Source organism: Nocardia sp. NPDC058244 (genome assembly GCF_042882065.1).
GTDB lineage: Bacteria > Actinomycetota > Actinomycetes > Mycobacteriales > Mycobacteriaceae > Nocardia.
In genome coordinates, this window is record NZ_JBHVWX010000007.1 from 176383 (window position 1) to 192855 (window position 16473).

General features: G+C 69.8%; 18 protein-coding genes. 15 read left to right on the forward strand and 3 right to left on the reverse strand.

The window, feature by feature from the left end; translation table 11 throughout:
* Positions 1–4: 4 nt before the first annotated feature.
* Together ACFVW6_RS22985 and ACFVW6_RS22990 are read right to left on the reverse strand one after the other, a co-directional pair.
* Positions 5–604 carry a GNAT family N-acetyltransferase gene (locus ACFVW6_RS22985; RefSeq protein ID WP_357346497.1) on the reverse strand — a complete coding sequence of 200 codons (600 nt, stop codon included), beginning with the start codon at positions 602–604 and terminating at the stop codon, positions 5–7.
* Positions 601–1410, reverse strand: a complete 810-nt coding sequence (locus ACFVW6_RS22990; protein ID WP_378829636.1) for a GntR family transcriptional regulator — start codon at positions 1408–1410, stop codon at positions 601–603. Before ACFVW6_RS22990 ends, ACFVW6_RS22985 begins: the two co-directional genes overlap by 4 nt.
* A gap of 281 nt (positions 1411–1691) precedes the next feature.
* On the opposite strand from ACFVW6_RS22990, the gene ACFVW6_RS22995 reads away from it, so the two are divergent.
* Positions 1692–2084 carry a DUF4254 domain-containing protein gene (locus tag ACFVW6_RS22995; protein WP_355271361.1) on the forward strand — a complete coding sequence of 131 codons (393 nt, stop codon included), beginning with the start codon at positions 1692–1694 and terminating at the stop codon, positions 2082–2084.
* A gap of 21 nt (positions 2085–2105) precedes the next feature.
* Here the strand turns inward: ACFVW6_RS22995 and ACFVW6_RS23000 are convergent, their stop codons facing one another.
* Positions 2106–5876, reverse strand: coding sequence for an AAA family ATPase (locus tag ACFVW6_RS23000; protein WP_387792815.1), 3771 nt, complete (start codon positions 5874–5876; stop codon positions 2106–2108).
* Between the two features lie 298 nt (positions 5877–6174).
* Here ACFVW6_RS23000 and infA point away from each other — a divergent pair, with 298 nt between their 5' ends.
* The 14 genes from infA (at position 6175) to ACFVW6_RS23070 (ending at position 16384) form a co-directional block, all read left to right on the forward strand.
* On the forward strand, positions 6175–6396 hold the full coding sequence (gene infA / locus ACFVW6_RS23005) for a translation initiation factor IF-1 (protein WP_003418601.1): 222 nt from the start codon (positions 6175–6177) through the stop codon (positions 6394–6396).
* 148 nt (positions 6397–6544) lie between these two features.
* On the forward strand, positions 6545–6658 hold the full coding sequence (rpmJ, locus tag ACFVW6_RS23010) for a 50S ribosomal protein L36 (RefSeq protein ID WP_011207363.1): 114 nt from the start codon (positions 6545–6547) through the stop codon (positions 6656–6658).
* Between the two features lie 179 nt (positions 6659–6837).
* On the forward strand, positions 6838–7209 hold the full coding sequence (gene rpsM / locus ACFVW6_RS23015) for a 30S ribosomal protein S13 (protein ID WP_355271363.1): 372 nt from the start codon (positions 6838–6840) through the stop codon (positions 7207–7209).
* A 9-nt stretch (positions 7210–7218) separates the two neighbouring features.
* Positions 7219–7632: a 30S ribosomal protein S11 gene (gene rpsK / locus ACFVW6_RS23020; RefSeq protein ID WP_019045110.1), complete on the forward strand. Its 414-nt coding sequence runs from the start codon at positions 7219–7221 to the stop codon at positions 7630–7632.
* Positions 7633–7656: 24 nt separating this feature from the next.
* Entirely contained in the window at positions 7657–8262 is a 606-nt protein-coding gene (gene rpsD / locus ACFVW6_RS23025) for a 30S ribosomal protein S4 (RefSeq protein ID WP_218717566.1), read from the forward strand.
* A gap of 91 nt (positions 8263–8353) precedes the next feature.
* Positions 8354–9412, forward strand: coding sequence for a DNA-directed RNA polymerase subunit alpha (locus tag ACFVW6_RS23030; RefSeq protein WP_022567324.1), 1059 nt, complete (start codon positions 8354–8356; stop codon positions 9410–9412).
* Positions 9413–9458: 46 nt separating this feature from the next.
* Entirely contained in the window at positions 9459–9971 is a 513-nt protein-coding gene (gene rplQ / locus ACFVW6_RS23035; protein ID WP_019045113.1) for a 50S ribosomal protein L17, read from the forward strand.
* A gap of 84 nt (positions 9972–10055) precedes the next feature.
* A complete protein-coding gene (gene truA / locus ACFVW6_RS23040) occupies positions 10056–10895 on the forward strand; it encodes a tRNA pseudouridine(38-40) synthase TruA (protein ID WP_355271367.1) in 840 nt (279 codons plus the stop codon).
* A 77-nt stretch (positions 10896–10972) separates the two neighbouring features.
* Positions 10973–12190 carry a hypothetical protein gene (locus ACFVW6_RS23045; protein ID WP_378829643.1) on the forward strand — a complete coding sequence of 406 codons (1218 nt, stop codon included), beginning with the start codon at positions 10973–10975 and terminating at the stop codon, positions 12188–12190.
* Between the two features lie 136 nt (positions 12191–12326).
* Positions 12327–12824 carry a hypothetical protein gene (locus ACFVW6_RS23050; protein ID WP_378829646.1) on the forward strand — a complete coding sequence of 166 codons (498 nt, stop codon included), beginning with the start codon at positions 12327–12329 and terminating at the stop codon, positions 12822–12824.
* 13 nt (positions 12825–12837) lie between these two features.
* Entirely contained in the window at positions 12838–13038 is a 201-nt protein-coding gene (locus tag ACFVW6_RS23055) for a helix-turn-helix domain-containing protein (protein ID WP_378829648.1), read from the forward strand.
* A 62-nt stretch (positions 13039–13100) separates the two neighbouring features.
* The gene (locus ACFVW6_RS23060; RefSeq protein WP_378829650.1) at positions 13101–14078 is read left to right on the forward strand and encodes a helix-turn-helix domain-containing protein; all 978 of its coding nucleotides are present in this window, start codon (positions 13101–13103) and stop codon (positions 14076–14078) included.
* 250 nt (positions 14079–14328) lie between these two features.
* The gene (locus tag ACFVW6_RS23065) at positions 14329–15333 is read left to right on the forward strand and encodes a helix-turn-helix domain-containing protein (protein ID WP_378829652.1); all 1005 of its coding nucleotides are present in this window, start codon (positions 14329–14331) and stop codon (positions 15331–15333) included.
* Positions 15334–15436: 103 nt separating this feature from the next.
* Entirely contained in the window at positions 15437–16384 is a 948-nt protein-coding gene (locus ACFVW6_RS23070; protein WP_378829654.1) for a helix-turn-helix domain-containing protein, read from the forward strand.
* Positions 16385–16473 lie beyond the last annotated feature (89 nt).

Genomic DNA, 16473 nt, shown 5'->3' on the forward strand with positions numbered 1-16473 from the left:
CGGGTCAGCCCGGCAGGCGACCGATCGGCAGCGCCGGGGAACCGGCGCGATGGTGGGCCTGCCGGGACATCGGCGGGCCGCACCAGCTGTCGGTCCGGCGCTCGAACAGGGCGCAGGACGGGCCGTCCGCGCACGGCCCCGCGATGCGGGCCAGGGTGAAGCCGGCCCGGCGGTAGTAGTCGTGCAGTTGCTGGTTGGACGTCCAGGCGTCGAGCCGGACCCAGTCGCGGTCCTTCTGGTCGGCCAGCCGGGCGGCGTGGGCGAGCATCCGATGCCCGACCTGGCGGCCCGCGAACCGCAGGTCGACGATCATGAAGTGCACGATCACCGCCTCGGCCAGCTCCCACGGCGACCACAGCCCCGGATCGGCCCGGTGATTGACGGTGATCGTGCCCGCGGGCTCACCGTCGACCTCGGCGATCCACGTCTCGCCCGCGTCCAGCGCCCGCCCGACCGCGCCCGCGAAGATCTCGATGGGACGGCCGCGACCGGCGACCGTCCACTGGTCGGACCCACGCGCGGTGAGCCAGGCGGTGCGTTGCACCCGCAGGCGGCAGATCAGCGGCAGGTCGCCCAGGGCGGCCGGGCGCATCGCCACGGTCATGGCAAGGCGACGGCAGGTCCGGGTGCGATGCCGAGGGTGCGGGCGATGACGGCGGTGCCCGCCGCGTCGCCGAGTTGGTAGGCCAGCCGGTTGCGGCCGGCGAGACAACGATGCCGGGTCGCCCGGGTGACCCGTTCGTGGTTGGCGCCGATGCGCAGGTGGTCGAGCAGGACGGTGCCGGTGGCGACGCCGAGCACGGCCGCCTCTTCGGCGGTGGCGGGTCGCGCTGTCAAGGTGTCTCGATGGGCGGTCTCGCCGTGGCCACGATCGGCCAGGCGACGGGTCGTGCCTTCGGGAATGTCATGGGGTGAGTCGATGCTCGCGGCTTCGGCGAGATCGCGTGGGTAGAAACTCACCTCCCACGACCACGGTTCGTTGTCGAGGTACTGCACCACGGTGCGGGCCAGCACCCAGGAGTCGACGGCGATCCCGAGCCACTGCGCGACCTGGTCGTCGGCGGGCTCCATCCTGGTGCTGAATTCCTTGGCAGGCTCGCGGTTGGCGGCGCGGGCGATCTCCTCGAAGATGTCGTGCGCCGACCGCGGCCGGTCGGGGCGGATGTGGTCGGTGACCACGGATTCCAGCACTTCCTGGTTTCGCACGATGGTGCCGCGGGAAGTAGCTGTGTAGACGAGGTTTTCGGCGACGAGCACTTGGATCGCGTTGCGCGAGGTGGTGATCGAGACCTGCATCTGCTCGGCCAGTTCGGAATGGCTGGGCAGCCGATCGCCCGGTTTCCACGTGCCCGCGCGGATCTCCTCACGGAGGAGGTCTGCGATCCGGAGGTAGGTCGGACCGTCCGCCATCATGCTCCTCGGTAGGTCGTGCAGGTAACGAAGTGTACTCGTCTGGGTTACCTACGGCCGAGTAATGCTTGACAGGATGCTTGCGAGGTTTATTGTAATGAACGTCCTGATCCGGTGCTGTGCGGCGACGACGGCGAGGCAACGTGGCTGGTTCGGAGAGTTCTACGGTCGTAATGGCTTTCCCCGACACATTGCGGTGTGTCGATACCGCCGGGCCGCCGGCGACTACCGGTCTACTGCCGCTCTCCGATCTTCTCGTCCGGGCGTGTCGCGGACATCGGGTGGTGGGGGGACCACTGCTGTGGTTCGCGCGTGATCTCGCGGTGCTGCACGAGAAGCGCATCGTCGGGCGGGGCGGCTTCGTCGACACCGATCCGGTGGTGATGCGTGAGATCGATTGCCGCCGAGCCGAACTGGTCCTGGCGATCGACGACTGGGTGCACCGCGCCGTCCCGCAGCACCGCCTCGGCGCGACCCTGCACACCGAGACGATCGGCGCGGTCATCGACCGGCTGGCCGAATCCTCGGTCCGCGCGCACCATGCCCTGATGACCATGCCCGCCAACGACGAGATGCTGCACGGCGCGTGGCACCACCTCGCCGAGCTGGCCGACGCCTACGACGACCTGGTCCGCGACGTGATCGCCGGGCGCCGCAGGCTGCCGGAATGGTGACCGGCCCGCCCGCGGCGTAGCTCAGCCGAAGCGGTGGTGGTCCACGCCGAACTCGTCGGCGACGGTCGCCGCCAGTTCCACGTAGGCCCGCTTGGTCGTCTTGTGCAGGCGGTGCAGATCGATCTCGGCACCCTCGGACAGGTGCTCGTCGAACGGGATGATGTGCACGGCCCGGCAGCGCGAGAGGAAGTACTCGCGCAACTGCTGCACGCCGACATTCGGTGACCCCTCACGCGGCAGGTTGATCACCACGACCGCGTTGCGGACCAGGTGGTCGTGCCCGTGCAGCGACAGCCAGTCCAGCGTGGCCGCGGCACTGCGCGCGCCGTCGATCGCCGCCGACGAGATCAGCACCAGCGAGTGCGCCAGATCGAGCACGCCGCTCATCGCCGAGTGCATCAGGCCGGTGCCGCAGTCGGTGAGGATGATGTTGTAGAACCGCTGCAGGATCCGGGCCACCGCCCGGTACTCCTCGTCGTTGAACGACTCCGACGCGGCCGGATCGCGTTCGCTGGCAAGCACTTCCAGCCTGCTCGAACTCTGCGAGGTGTGCCTGCGGACATCGGAGTAGCGCTCGATCGACGGATCGAGCAGCAGGTCGCGCACGGTCGAGCGGGTCTGCAGCGCCACCCGCTGCGACAGGGTGCCGAAGTCGGGGTTGGCGTCGACCGCGATCACCCGGTCACCACGGATCGAGGCGAAGATCGAGCCGAGGCCGGTGGTGGTCGTCGTCTTGCCGACACCACCCTTGAGCGAGAGCACCGCGATCCGGTAGTCGCCGCGCACCGGCTGGCGGATGCGGGCGACCAGCTCCTGCAGGCGCCGCTCCTCCGCGGACATCCCCGGGTTGATCGCGCCACCCGAAACATGGTGTACCGCTTTACGCCAGCCACTGCCCGGCGCCTTCTTGACCCGCTTGACCGGGACGTTGTCGAGCGACGGCGGCTGGTATCCCTGCTGCGGGTTGGCCCCCCAACCGGGCTGCTGGTACTGGCCGGGCTGCTGGAACTGGCCAGGGCCCTGCTGGTACGGCGCCACGGTCGGGCCGCCCTGGAACTGCTGGGGCGCAACGTCACCCGGCTGCTGGTACTGGAAGTTCGGCGCGGGGGAGCCGTCGGGCAGGAACTGCTGGCCGCCGTCGGACCGCTGGTGGGTCGGCGCGGGGCTGCCGTCGGGCAGGAACTGCTGGCTGCCGTCGGGTCGCAGGTGGGTCGGCGCGGGAGATCCGTCGGGCAGGTACTGCCGCGCGGGGGAGCCGTCGGGTTGCGATTGCCGCGGCGCCAAGGGGTCCTGCTGCTGGTAGTGCCGCGTCGCCTCGGCCTGTGGCGGTTGCGCGCCGTCGGGCTGCGGGAGACCGCCGTCCGGGCGGTGATACGACTCGGGCAGCTGCTGGGCGGGGTCGCCCGGCTGGTACTGACCCGGGGTCTGCTGGTACGGGTTGGCCGGCTGCGCGAATTCGCCGGAGCGGTAACCGGTTTGCGGAGCGTGGGCCTGCTGGTCGGTGCCGCTCTGCCAGGACGGCGGCGCGTACTCGCCACCGGGCGCCTGGTTCCGGGCCGCCTGCACCCGCGGGTCGTCACCGCGGAACATCTCCGTCTGCGCGTCCGGAGCAGACTGGGTGCCCGCACCGGGCGAGGGATCGCCGGGCATCGCGTTGTACTGCGACGAATGGTAGGTCGGCGTCTGCGAGACGTAGTGCGACGGCTGGTCGGGCCCGGGCGCCTGCGGCGGAGCGACGAACTCGCCGGGCCGGTACGGGGATCCCGCACCGGTGGACGGCGTGAATTCGCCTGCGCTGTACGCCGACCGGGAATCGGGGGCGCTCGCGGTGGCGGGACCCGTACGGCCGGTGAGATCCGTCGGCAGGCTCATCCGGGTGGTGCGGTCGGCAGGCGCGCTGTCTTCCGCGCTACCGCCGCCGACCGCCGAGCCGTGCGTCGCCGGCGTGGCGCCATCGCGAGGCGCGGAGCCGTGCGTCGATCGCGTGGCGTCATCGAGGGGCGCGGAGCCGTGCGTCGACGGGGCGGCGCCATCGTGGGGTGTCGAGCCGTGCGGCGAGGGCGCATTGCCCGCCGAGACGTGGCCGCTGAGAGCGTCGTCCGTAGGGCTGGTCGACGCGGGCCGCGGCGATGCGATGGCATCGCCCGTGGCGGGCGAGGTGCGCGCCGACGGCGTGCCGGTCGAGCCGTGTGCGGCGAACGCGTCGGGCGAGGTCTGGGACGTCGCAGCGCGGTCGGCAGACGACCTGCCGTCGTGGACGGGCGCCTCCGGGGCGAGCTCGTTCCGCCGCACCGCATCGTCAGGTGACAGGACATCCCGGGCGGCCACGTTCGTCTCAGCCGGAACGCCAAGGCGCGCAGGCGGTTCCGGCAGCGGCGGGGGAGCTGTCGTCGCGTCGGGTGACGGCGCGAAGCCCGCCTGCGAGGTACCCGTCGCGGCCGGATCGCCCAGGCGCGCGGGCGGTTCCGGCAGGCGCGGAGGCGTCCGCGTGGCATCCGCGGCGTCGCCGATCGCAGCCGCGGACTCCGGCTGATCGAGGCTGTGCCGTCCACGGCCGGTCCGTGTCTGTTCACCGGACTCCGGCGGAACGACGTCGGCGGGATCCGGCCGTCGAGCGGCGTCGGGCGACAGTGCCTGGTCGGGAGTGCGTGCGTCGGGGGACGGCGAGCGCAGTTCGGCGACCGCCTCCTCGGACATCGTCCACCCGCCTGCCGACGCGCCACCGGTCGAAGCAGTGGTGGCGGCATTGGTCGCCGGAGGGACCAGCGGGTCCGCCACACCCGGCGCGGGTGTACCGGCGGTGGTCGGCGCACGGCCGAGCAGCGGGTCCACGCTGGGTGCGGATGTACCGGAGGTGGAGGTCGGCGCAGGCGCGAGGAGGGGGTCCACGCCTGGTGCGGATGCGCCGGTGGTGGTCGGTGCCGGGCCGAGGAGTGGGTCGGCGGTGGTCGACGACACCGGCGATTCGGTGGCGGGGGTCGGAATCGGGCCGAGGAGCGGGTCCGCGTGGGCGCCGATCGACGGTTCGCCCGGTGCCGTCAGGCGCGGTGGCGCCTCGGTGTGGCGGGGGCGGGCGGGCGGATCCGGCAGGGGCGGGGGCGGCGGCAGGTCGGGGAGCTGACGCTGCTGCTGGCCCGGGCCGAGCGGGGTGAACCCGGTCGACGGCGGCGCGGGCGTCCGGGTCGGCAGGGAGAGACCGGAATGGTCACCGGCCTGTGCGGTCGGGTCGGCATATGCCGTGGCGGAGCTCTCGTGCGCACCGGTCGGCGCGGTGCTCGGGCCGCCGTGCGACGGCGGGGTGTTGGCGAAGGGGCCGGTGGGGATCGACGGATCGCCCATCGGCGCCGGGGCGGAGGGCCCGGGAGCTGGCGGTACGGCCGCGCTGCTCCCGTTGTGCGGTGACGGCCACGGCGGCGGCGTGCCGGGGCCCGCCGGGCCGCCCTGCCAGCCGTTGGGCTGGTCGCCGGGGATGAGCGGGTTCGCGGCCTCGCCCGGCCACGGCTGCCGCGCGGGCGGCTGCTCGACCGGCGGACGCTGCTCGGCGGGCCGACGCTGCTCCACGGGCGGACGCTGATCGGCCTGCTCGGCGACGGGCTGATGCTGCTCGGGCTGGTCCTCACCCCTGCGCCGACGCCCGCGCTTGTCCTTCTTGGCATCGTCGTTCCCGCCGCGGCCCATGAAGCGGCGGCGTTTGGGTGCCTCGTCGATCAGATCGTCCTGGGGGAGGTTCTCCACCGGAGCCTCGTAGCCGACCTGTGTGACTTCGCTCTCCGACAGCCACGGCGGCAACATGGGGAGGCTGTCGTTGTTACGACTCACCGGCGCGTTCCGCTCACCAGGGTCCCCCGATCTGCTCGACCCACATCTCCGACGCCGGTGAGTTTACGCGACAACCCCGGCACGGTGGTGGGCGCCTCCGGTCGGCCGACCGCGCCGGACCGGTGGCCGGTTCGGGGCGTTTTTGCCTCTGGAGTGCGGTACCGGTAAGCTTGAGCGGCGGTGCACCTATGCGCCGACTGTTCGCATGCCAGCGGGCAGCTACGAGGCAATCCAAACTCAGGTTAGAAGCATAACCGGGATCGCGGAGGATATGGCGAAGAAAGACGGGGCCATCGAGGTCGAGGGTCGAGTTGTCGAGCCGCTGCCCAATGCGATGTTCCGGATCGAGCTCGAGAACGGTCACAAGGTTCTCGCGCACATCAGCGGAAAGATGCGGCAGCACTACATTCGCATCCTTCCGGAAGACCGCGTGGTCGTCGAGCTGTCGCCGTACGACCTGTCCCGCGGCCGGATTGTCTACCGCTACAAGTGAGACCTGCTCGACGCCGCGAGCCTGACGGCACGCGGCGTCGCCTGGTGTTCCGGCCCCGGCCGGAGCGCGCTACAAGACTTCCCCAGTCGTCGGCTGGGGAAAAACTGTGTTCACAGACCCTTGTGGACCAAGAAAAGATTGGACGGACGTGAAGGTTCAGCCGAGCGTCAAGAAGATCTGCGAGAAGTGCAAGGTGATCCGCCGTCACGGCCGGGTCATGGTGATCTGCGACAACCTGCGCCACAAGCAGCGCCAGGGCTGATCCAGCAGCACCACCGGGCACCGATCGTCTGATCGGACTGACCGAAAAAGAAGAACTCCCAGCTCCAGCACGCACGTACTTGTGCGCGCCAACCACCGGTACGGAGGCCGGTGCCCCCACCTGAAAGACGGGGGGACGGACAGGGAGCAGACCTCCGCAACCATTAAGGAACCTGCCACATGGCACGTCTGATGGGCGTCGATCTCCCGCGCGAAAAGCGCATGGAGATCGCGTTGACCTACATTTTCGGAATCGGGCGCACCCGCGCCACCGAGATCCTGGCTCAGACCGGCGTCAGCCCGGACCTGCGCTCGAAGGATCTCAGCGACGACGACCTGACCAAGCTTCGTGACTACATCGAAGCCTCTGACATGAAGGTCGAAGGTGACCTGCGCCGCGAGGTCCAGGCCGATATTCGCCGCAAGATCGAGATCGGCTGCTACCAGGGCATCCGCCACCGCCGTGGCCTGCCCGTTCGTGGTCAGCGCACCAAGACCAACGCGCGTACGCGTAAGGGTCCGAAGAAGACCGTCGCCGGCAAGAAGAAGTAGGGATAGCGTATGCCTCCGAAGAGCCGGGCCGCTGGCCCGAAGAAGACTCAGAAGTCGCGTCGCCGGGATAAGAAGAACATCCCGCACGGCCACGCGCACATCAAGAGCACGTTCAACAACACCATCGTCTCGATCACCGACCCCGAGGGCAATGTCATCTCGTGGGCGTCGTCGGGCCACGTCGGCTTCAAGGGTTCGCGTAAGAGCACCCCGTTCGCCGCGCAGCTCGCCGCCGAGAACGCTGCCCGCAAGGCGCAGGAGAACGGTGTCAAGAAGGTCGACGTGTTCGTGAAGGGCCCGGGTTCGGGCCGCGAGACCGCGATCCGTTCGCTGCAGGCCGCTGGCCTGGAGGTCGGCTCGATCTCCGATGTCACCCCCCAGCCGCACAACGGCTGCCGTCCGCCCAAGCGGCGTCGCGTCTAACAGCGGGAAAGGAAAAAGCTTAAAATGGCACGTTATACCGGCCCCATCACCCGCAAGTCGCGTCGTCTGCGCGTCGACCTCGTCGGAGGCGACCAGGCGTTCGAGCGTCGTCCTTACCCGCCCGGCCAGCACGGCCGCGCGCGGATCAAGGAATCCGAGTACCTGATGCAGCTGCAGGAGAAGCAGAAGGCTCGCTTCTCCTACGGCGTCATGGAGAAGCAGTTCCGTCGCTACTACGAAGAGGCCAACCGCCTCAAGGGCAAGACCGGCGACAACCTGCTCCGTCTGCTCGAGTCGCGTCTGGACAACGTCGTGTACCGCGCCGGTCTGGCGCGCACCCGTCGTCAGGCTCGTCAGCTCGTCAGCCACGGCCACTTCGTGGTCAACGGCGTCAAGGTGAACGTCCCGAGCTACCAGGTCTCCCAGTACGACATCATCGATGTCAAGGAGAAGTCGCTGCCGACCCTGCCGTTCCAGGTCGCGCGTGAGACCGTCGGCGAGCGTCCGGTTCCCGGTTGGCTGCAGGTCGTCCCCGGCCGCCTGCGCATCCTGGTGCACCAGCTGCCCGAGCGCGCGCAGATCGATGTGCCGCTGCAGGAACAGCTCATCGTCGAGTACTACTCGAAGTAAGCGCTTTTGGTGGGGGTCGCGCACAGGGCGACCCCCGCACTCACTGACGAGGCATCAAATAGCGGATGCCCTGAACAGGAAGTAGATCCTCATGCTGATTTCCCAGCGTCCGACACTGACCGAAGAGGTTGTGGCGGAGAACCGCTCGAAGTTCACCATCGAACCCCTCGAGCCGGGCTTCGGTTACACCCTCGGCAACTCGCTGCGTCGTACCCTGCTGTCCTCCATCCCGGGGGCTGCGGTCACGAGCATCCGCATCGACGGTGTCCTGCACGAGTTCACCACCGTTCCCGGTGTGAAGGAAGACGTCACCGACATCATCCTGAACCTCAAGGGTCTGGTCGTGTCCTCCGAAGAGGACGAGCCGGTCACCATGTACGTGCGTAAGCAGGGCCCCGGCACCGTCACCGCTGGTGACATCGTGCCTCCGGCCGGCGTCGTCGTGCACAACCCGGACATGCACATCGCCACCCTGAACGACAAGGGCAAGCTCGAGATCGAGCTCGTCGTCGAGCGGGGCCGCGGTTACGTGCCCGCCGTGCAGAACAAGGCGACCGGTGCGGAAATCGGCCGGATCCCGGTGGATTCGATCTACTCCCCGGTGCTCAAGGTGACCTACAAGGTCGAGGCCACCCGTGTCGAGCAGCGCACCGACTTCGACCGTCTCATCCTCGACGTGGAGACCAAGAACTCCATCACGGCGCGGGACGCGCTCGCCTCGGCGGGCAAGACCCTGGTCGAGCTCTTCGGCCTGGCCCGTGAGCTCAACGTCGAAGCCGAGGGCATCGAGATCGGCCCCAGCCCGGCCGAGGCGGATCACATCGCCTCCTTCGGTCTGCCGATCGAGGACCTGGACCTCACCGTCCGGTCCTACAACTGCCTCAAGCGCGAGGGTGTGCACACCGTGGGCGAGCTCGTCGCCCGCACCGAGTCGGATCTGCTCGACATCCGCAACTTCGGCCAGAAGTCCATCGACGAGGTGAAGGTCAAGCTCCACGCGCTCGGCCTCTCGCTCAAGGACAGCCCGGCGTCGTTCGACCCGTCCTCCGTGGTGGGTTACGACGCGAGCACCGGAACGTGGAGCGACAGCGGCACGTTCAGTGACACCGACGGCGGCGAGCAGGACTACGCCGAGACCGAACAGCTCTAGGTCGCCAGGGGGGCACCCCCGGTGAACCTTTCCCAAGGAGAATCCAATGCCTAAGCCCAAGAAGGGTGCTCGCTTCGGCGGGTCGGCGTCGCACCAGAAGGCGATCTTCGCCAACCTGGCCACGGCGCTTTTCGAGCACGGTCGTATCACGACCACCGAGTCGAAGGCCAAGGCGGTTCGCCCCTACGCCGAGAAGCTCATCACCAAGGCGAAGGGCGGCACCCTTGCCGACCGTCGCGAGGTCATGAAGGTCATCCGCAACAAGGACATCGTGCACGCGCTGTTCGCGGAGATCGGCCCCTCGTTCGAGGGTCGCGAGGGTGGCTACACCCGCATCACCAAGGCGCTGCCGCGCAAGGGTGACAACGCGCCGATGGCCGTCATCGAGCTCGTCCGTGAGAAGACCGTGACCAACGAGGCCGACCGGGCCCGTCGCGTCGCCGCTTCGCAGAAGGCCGAGGCCGCCCCGGCCGCCGAGGCCGAGGAGACCGTCGTCGAGGAGACCGTGGCCGACGCCCCGGCCGCCGACGAGGCCACCGAGGACAAGAAGGACGCCTGATTCTCAGGTTTCCGGCCGAGCCCGTCACCCTTCGTGGGTGACGGGCTCGTTCTTTTGCCAGTGACAGCAGGCGCGGAGGAAGCGATGGACGACACCGAGCGGGAAGCGATCCGGGTGCGGCTCGGGATCAGCTACGACGGCACCGATTTCACCGGCTGGGCACGTCAGCCGGGGTTGCGCACGGTGCAGGGCACGCTCGAGGAGTCGCTGTCGAAGGTGTTCCGCGAGCCGATCCAGCTCACCGTCGCTGGGCGCACCGACGCCGGGGTGCACGCCGAGGGCCAGGTCGCGCATTTCGACACGACCGGCGACCTCGACGCCGACAAACTGCTGTACCGGATGGCGCGGTTCCTGCCCAAGGACGTGCGCATCACCGAGGTCGCGCCCGCGCCGCCGGAGTTCGACGCCCGCTTCTCCGCGACCCGTCGCCACTACGTCTACCGGCTCACCACCGCCCGCTACGGCGCCGAACCGCTGCGGGCGCGCAGTGTGGTGGCCGCCAAGCCCGGTCTCGACCTCGACGCCATGCGCGCGGCCTCCCGGCAGCTGCTCGGCCTGCACGATTTCGCCGCCTTCTGCCGCCGCCGTGAGGGCGCGACCACCGTGCGTGAGCTACAGCGGTTCGACTGGGAGCGCGACGGCGAGCTGCTGAACGCGCACGTCAGCGCGGACGCGTTCTGCTGGTCGATGGTGCGCAGCCTGGTCGGCGCGGTGCTGGCCGTCGGCGAGGGCCGCCGCACGCCCGAGTGGGTGGCGAGCCTGCTGACCGAGACCGAGCGATCGAGCTCGGTGACGGTCGCGCCCGCGCACGGCCTGAGCCTGGTCCGCGTCGACTACCCGGCCGACGCCGACCTCGCCGCCCGCAACGCCCAGACCAGGGAGACCAGGACCCTGCCCGCCGCCGGTGGGTGCTGCGGCGAGTAGCCGCTGTGTAGTTGCTGTCCTCGCCGGTCGGTCGGCGATACGATGGGTTCCTCGACGTCAGCGAGGAAGCCGGGCAGATGGCAGACGGTTCTGGTGGAGTTGCTCGCACGACCAGGCGGATAGCCGTGGCCTTGCTGGTCTGCGTGACCGGCCTGCTCACCCTCACGACCGTGGTGGCGGGCTTCGTGCGCGCCGAACTCCTCGATACCGATCACTACGTCGAGACCATGGTGCCCCTGGCCGAGGACCCGGTGGTCCAGGACGCCCTCGCGGCCAGGCTGACCGAGGCGGTCATGACGCGCGTCGACGTGCAGGGCGCCGCGACCGAACTGGTCGACTCCTTCGCCGAGCGCCGTGACCGCAACCCGCGCGTCGAGGCGGCGCTGCGCAGTGTGCCCGCCCTGCTGACCGCGCAGTCCGAGAAGCTGGTGCGGGACGCGGCGGACGCGCTGGTGCGCAGCGACCGCTTCGCGCGGCTGTGGGAGACGGCGAACCGGCAGGCTCACCGCGCCATGGTCGCGGCGCTCACCGGCCGGGAAGACGGTGTGCTGCAGGTGAATACGGAGGGTGTCGTCTCGATCTCGCTGGAACCGATGCTGCGGCAGCTGGAGGCCGAGCTCGAGGAGCGCGGCTTCGCCCTGGCTCGTCTCGACCTCGAATCGCGCGGCGAATTCGTCCTGGTCGAATCCGAGGATCTGGCGAAGGCCCAGCGGGCCGCGCGGTTGCTCGACCGGGGCGCGATCGCGTTCGGTATCGCCACGCTGGCCTGTGCGATCGGCGCGGTGCTGGTGGCGGGGCGTGGTTCCCGGCGCCGCGCGCTGCTCGCGGTCGGCCTGAGTGTGCTGGTGTCGATGGTGGTGCTCGCCGCCGCGCTGCTGATCGCGCGCGCGGTCTATCTCGATCATCTGTCGGCGCGGTCGATCTCGGTCGAGGTGGCCAGGACGGTCTACGACACGCTCGTCCATCCGCTGCGGGTGAGCACCCGCGTGATCGCGCTGATCGGTGCGCTCACGGCGGTCGGCGCCTACCTGGCCGGGCCGTCGGCACTCGCCACCAAGTCGCGCGACACCCTCGACGGCGCGATCGCGCGGATGCGCCGCGGGGAGGGCGGCCGGGTGTCCGGTGTCGTCGCCGCGAACCTCGGGGTGCTGCGGACCGTGGTGCTGATCGTCGCCGCGGCGGTGTTCCTGCTCTGGGACTACCCGACGGTGTGGGTGGTTGTGCTCATCGCCACGTTCGCGGTGGTGGCCCTGCTGGCGCTGCAGATCCTCGCCCATCCGCGCCGGGCGGCATGACGAAAGACACCTTCGGGCGCGGGATTGATAGCCCTGCCAGCGGTGATTCCGGATAAAGTGCACCACCTCGGGCGACAACGGTCCGGGCGGTGGTGTCGAGGGTCGAAGCAACGGCCGACGCGGAAAGGCGGAGCGCATGGTCGGCCCTGCCGTCGCCTCGGTGGACTCGTTCGACGAGTGGGAAGCCGTCATGTCCAACGCCTACGTGCCGGTGGCGGTCGAACCGCTGCCCGGGATGCGGTTCTTCCGCGGCACCCTCACCTACGGCGCGGTCGACGGTGTCGAGTTCTCGACGCTGCGCTCGAGCGGGCAGCGGGTGACCCGCACCGAACGGCTGATCGCCCGGTCGAGCGCGGAGATGCTCTACGTCGGCATCTGCCTGAGCGGGGCGGGCCGGGTGCGCCAGGACGACCGGCTCGCCGAACTGCGGCCCGGCGACATGGTGTTCGTCGACAGCAGGCGGCCGAACTGGTGGGAGTCCGATGGGCTGTTCGAGCAGATCGTCATCCAGGTGCCGATTCCGGTGCTGTCCGAGCGGGGTGGCTGGACCGAGCCGACCACGCCCGCCGCGCTCACGATCGCGGCGAATTCGTCGGCCGCTCTCGCGACGGGCGCTGTATCGCGTCTTCGGTAGTGCCGATGGCGGTGTGCGCGCACGGTTGTCCAGCATGCGGATCGAGCGTGCCAAGGCGTTGCTGCGGGCGGATCCGGCGCGGCCGTTCGGCGCGGTGGCGGCCGCGGCGGGCTTCGCCTCGGAACGTCACTTCTACCGGGTGTTCCGGGTGGCGACCGGCACGACCCCGGGTGAGTTCCGGGAGAAGCTACAGGCCACACCCATCGTTAGCTAGGCGAACGGTGATGTTCGCCAAATTTCCTGACACGGGGTCGGCGCTGGTGCAACGATCGGGCGATGCAGGGGTTCGAGGGTTTTCCCGAAGTCTGCTCGACCGAGCGGACGGCGACGCCGGACGCGTTCGAATTCTGGGCGGACCTGGTCGGGAGTGCGCTCACCGAGGTGTCGATCGCGCCGACGGTCGACGGTGCCTTCGGCGGCCGGATCCGCTCGGCCGACTTCGGCGAGGTCGCCGTGGGAACGGTGCGCGTGCAGGGGCACGAGCTGCGCCGCACCCGGCGGCACATCGCCAGGGCCGACGAATTCCATGTCATCGGCAGCGTCGTGCTCGCCGGCCGGGCCGAGGTGGAGCACGCCGGGCATCGCGTCGTGCTGACGCCGGGGTCGATGATCTTCTACGACACCTCCCGCCCGATCCTGTGGCGTTCGACCGGGGCCATCGAGGACCTCACGATCCGGGTGCCCCGCCAGCGGGTCGTCGACTTCCTCGGTATCAGGGCCGAGGCGCTGCCCGCCGGGTTGATGCTCGGCGCGGGCGGTGTCGGCACCACGCTCGCCCGCTTCTTCCAGCGGGTGGCCGAACTGCGCCACTCCGATCCGGACGCCGCGGCGATCCTGGCGGGCAGCGGGATCGATCTCGTCGGCGCGGCCGCGGTGATCGCCGCGGGCGGTCGCCCCGGCCACGCGCACGCGGAGGCGATGAGCAGTCAGCGGGTGCTGGACTACGTGCGCGCCAACTACACCGATCCGGGCCTGACGGTCGACCGGATCGCCGACGCCTGCCGGGTGTCGCGGCGGACGCTGTACCGCATCGTGGCGGAGTTCGACGGCGGACTCGGCGCCGTGCTGCGCGGGCTGCGGGTGGAGCGCGCCCGAAAGTTGCTGGAGGCCGGGGAGATCGGCTCGATCGCGACGGTCGCCGCAGCCTCCGGTTTCGCCACCGAACGGCAGTTCTATCGGGTGTTCCGGGAGATCACGGGAATGACACCGGGCGAATACCGGATGGTTGCCCGGGCGCGCGTGGCGCTGCGCTGAGCGCGACACGACGAACCGCACGCTGCGGTGATTAGCGTCACAAGGTTGCGGTGGTCACTGGGCGGCGCGGGCCGAATCACCTGTAAACGCCGGGGTCGGTTGAAGATTTGAGCTGCGGCGATATTTCCATTGTGAATCACTCGTTGGCAACGACCCGGTCGATCTGGCAGGCTCGGACACCGGGTGACGGGTGATTCGTTGTCGCGCCCACGGTTTGCTGGTCGGTTCGCAGGAAAGCGGGGTGGTTGGCGTGGAGTCGTCTGAGCCTCTCGTCGAGCTGAAACTGAACGACAGTCCGGAATTGGCGGCGGGCGAGGCTTTCGCGGAGTGGGAATCCTTGCTGTCGGAAAGCTACGTGCCGCTCGCGGTGGACCCCGAACGCGACGAGGTGTTCCACGGCCGCATCGTGCGCGGCAGTCTGCCCGGGTTCGAATTGTCGACCGTCGGGGCCAGCGGTCAGCGCATTCGGCGTACCAAGAGCGGCATCGCGCGCACCGACGGCGAGTTCCTGTTCGTCAGCATCCTCACCGAGGGCTTCGGCAGGCTGCACCAGGACGGGCGGATCGCCGTGCTGCGTCCGGGCGACATGGTCTTCTACGACACCACCCGGCCCTATCACTGGGACATCGACGGCTCCTGGTCGCAGGTGGTGGCCCGGGTGCCGCTGTCGGTGCTCGGCGAGCACGTGCCGACCGGGCGCGGCGCGCTGCCCACCGCGACGACGGTGCACGCCGAGAGTCCGGCCGGCGTGGTCGCCGGGTTCTTCCGCGATCTGGCCCGCATCCAGCAGAGCGCGCCGGAGCAGGCGGTGGTGCTGGCCGACAACGGGGTCAAGTTGCTGGCCTCGGCGGTCACCCTGGCCGGTGGCACGCTGCCGACGGGGCAGTCGGCGCAGGCGCTGTCGCGGGAGCAGGTGCTGTCGTTCATGCGGGCCCGATGTACCGATCCGGCGCTGACGGTGGACGAGATCGCGCGGGCCTGCCTGGTGTCGCGGCGCAGCCTGTACCGCCTCTTCGACGAGGCCGGTGACGGCCTGAGCACGGTGCTGCGGCGGATGCGGGTCGAGTGCGCGCAGGTACTGCTCCTGCGCGACACCACCCGGGCGACGGCCTCGATCGCGCTCGCCTCCGGCTTCGCCTCCGAGCGGCACTTCTTCCGGGCGTTCCGGGTCGAGACCGGGATGACTCCGGGCGAATACCGCCTGGTCACCGGGCATATGCCCCCGGGTGGCGAGCCCCGGCTCCATACCGCGTGACCCCGCACTTCCTGGGCGTTATGTCCGTATTCCCGTGGCATACTGAGCGCACTCGGAGCCGAGTGACGGAGGGGGCTGAGCGGTCATGAGTCAACGGACGACGGTGGCTGTTCGAGCCGGCGGCGAGCTGTCCCAGCGCGGAGTGGTCGAGCGGTGGGAATCGCTGATGAGCGAGACCTACATTCCGCTCGCCGTCGCGCCGCATCGCACCGAGGTCTTCGGTGGCCGGATCGCGGCGACGGCCTACGACGACCTCCTGGTCACCTCGGTGCAGGCAGGCGCGCAGACCGTCCGGCGCACGCCCCGGCTGGTCGAGGCGGGCGCCGACCGGCACATCCTGGCCAGCATCTACCTGGGCGGGCGCGGGGTGATGCACCAGGACGGCCGGATCGCGCATGTGGACGCGGGCAGCATGGTCTTCTACGACAGCGCGCGACCCTATCGCTGGGAGATCGACGAGGACTTCGACAAGGTGGTGGTCCAGGTGCCGATCGACGCGCTGGCCGCGGTCGGCGCGCCCCTGGCCACGATCCCGTCGGCGGTCGCGCTCGGGCCCGAGCATCCCGCCGCCGCGGTGGGCGCGTACTTCCGCGGGCTGGCCCGCATGCAGCACGGCGACCCGGAGGTGGCCGCCGAGCTCGCACGCCACGGCGTCGGGCTGCTGGCCTCGGCGCTGCAACTCGCCGCCGGGTCGGTGCCGCGCGGCCCGTCGGCCGCCGAGCTGACCCGCGCCAGGATCCTCGCCTTCATGCGGCGCCGGTTCGCCGACGCCGACCTCACCGTCGATACCGTCGCGCAGCGCTTCGCGATCTCGCGCCGCACCCTGTACCGGCTGTTCGAGGGCGAGGAAAGCCCGGCCCGCCGATTGCTCAGGATGCGTCTCGAACACGCGTGCGAATTATTGCGCGACGGGCGTATGCGACCGATCGAAGAAGTGGCCGCGGCGGCCGGATTCGCCGCCGAACGTCACTTCTACCGGGCGTTCAACGCGGAATTCGGAATGGCGCCGGGGGAATACCGCGCCGGATATGCGATGTGTTCCGGTCTGTGACCGCCGAGTGGGGCCTGTCACCATCGATCCGTTTCTGAAAAGAATTCTTTTCCGTCGGTGATATCCTCTTCCCAGTCGAGGGGGGTACT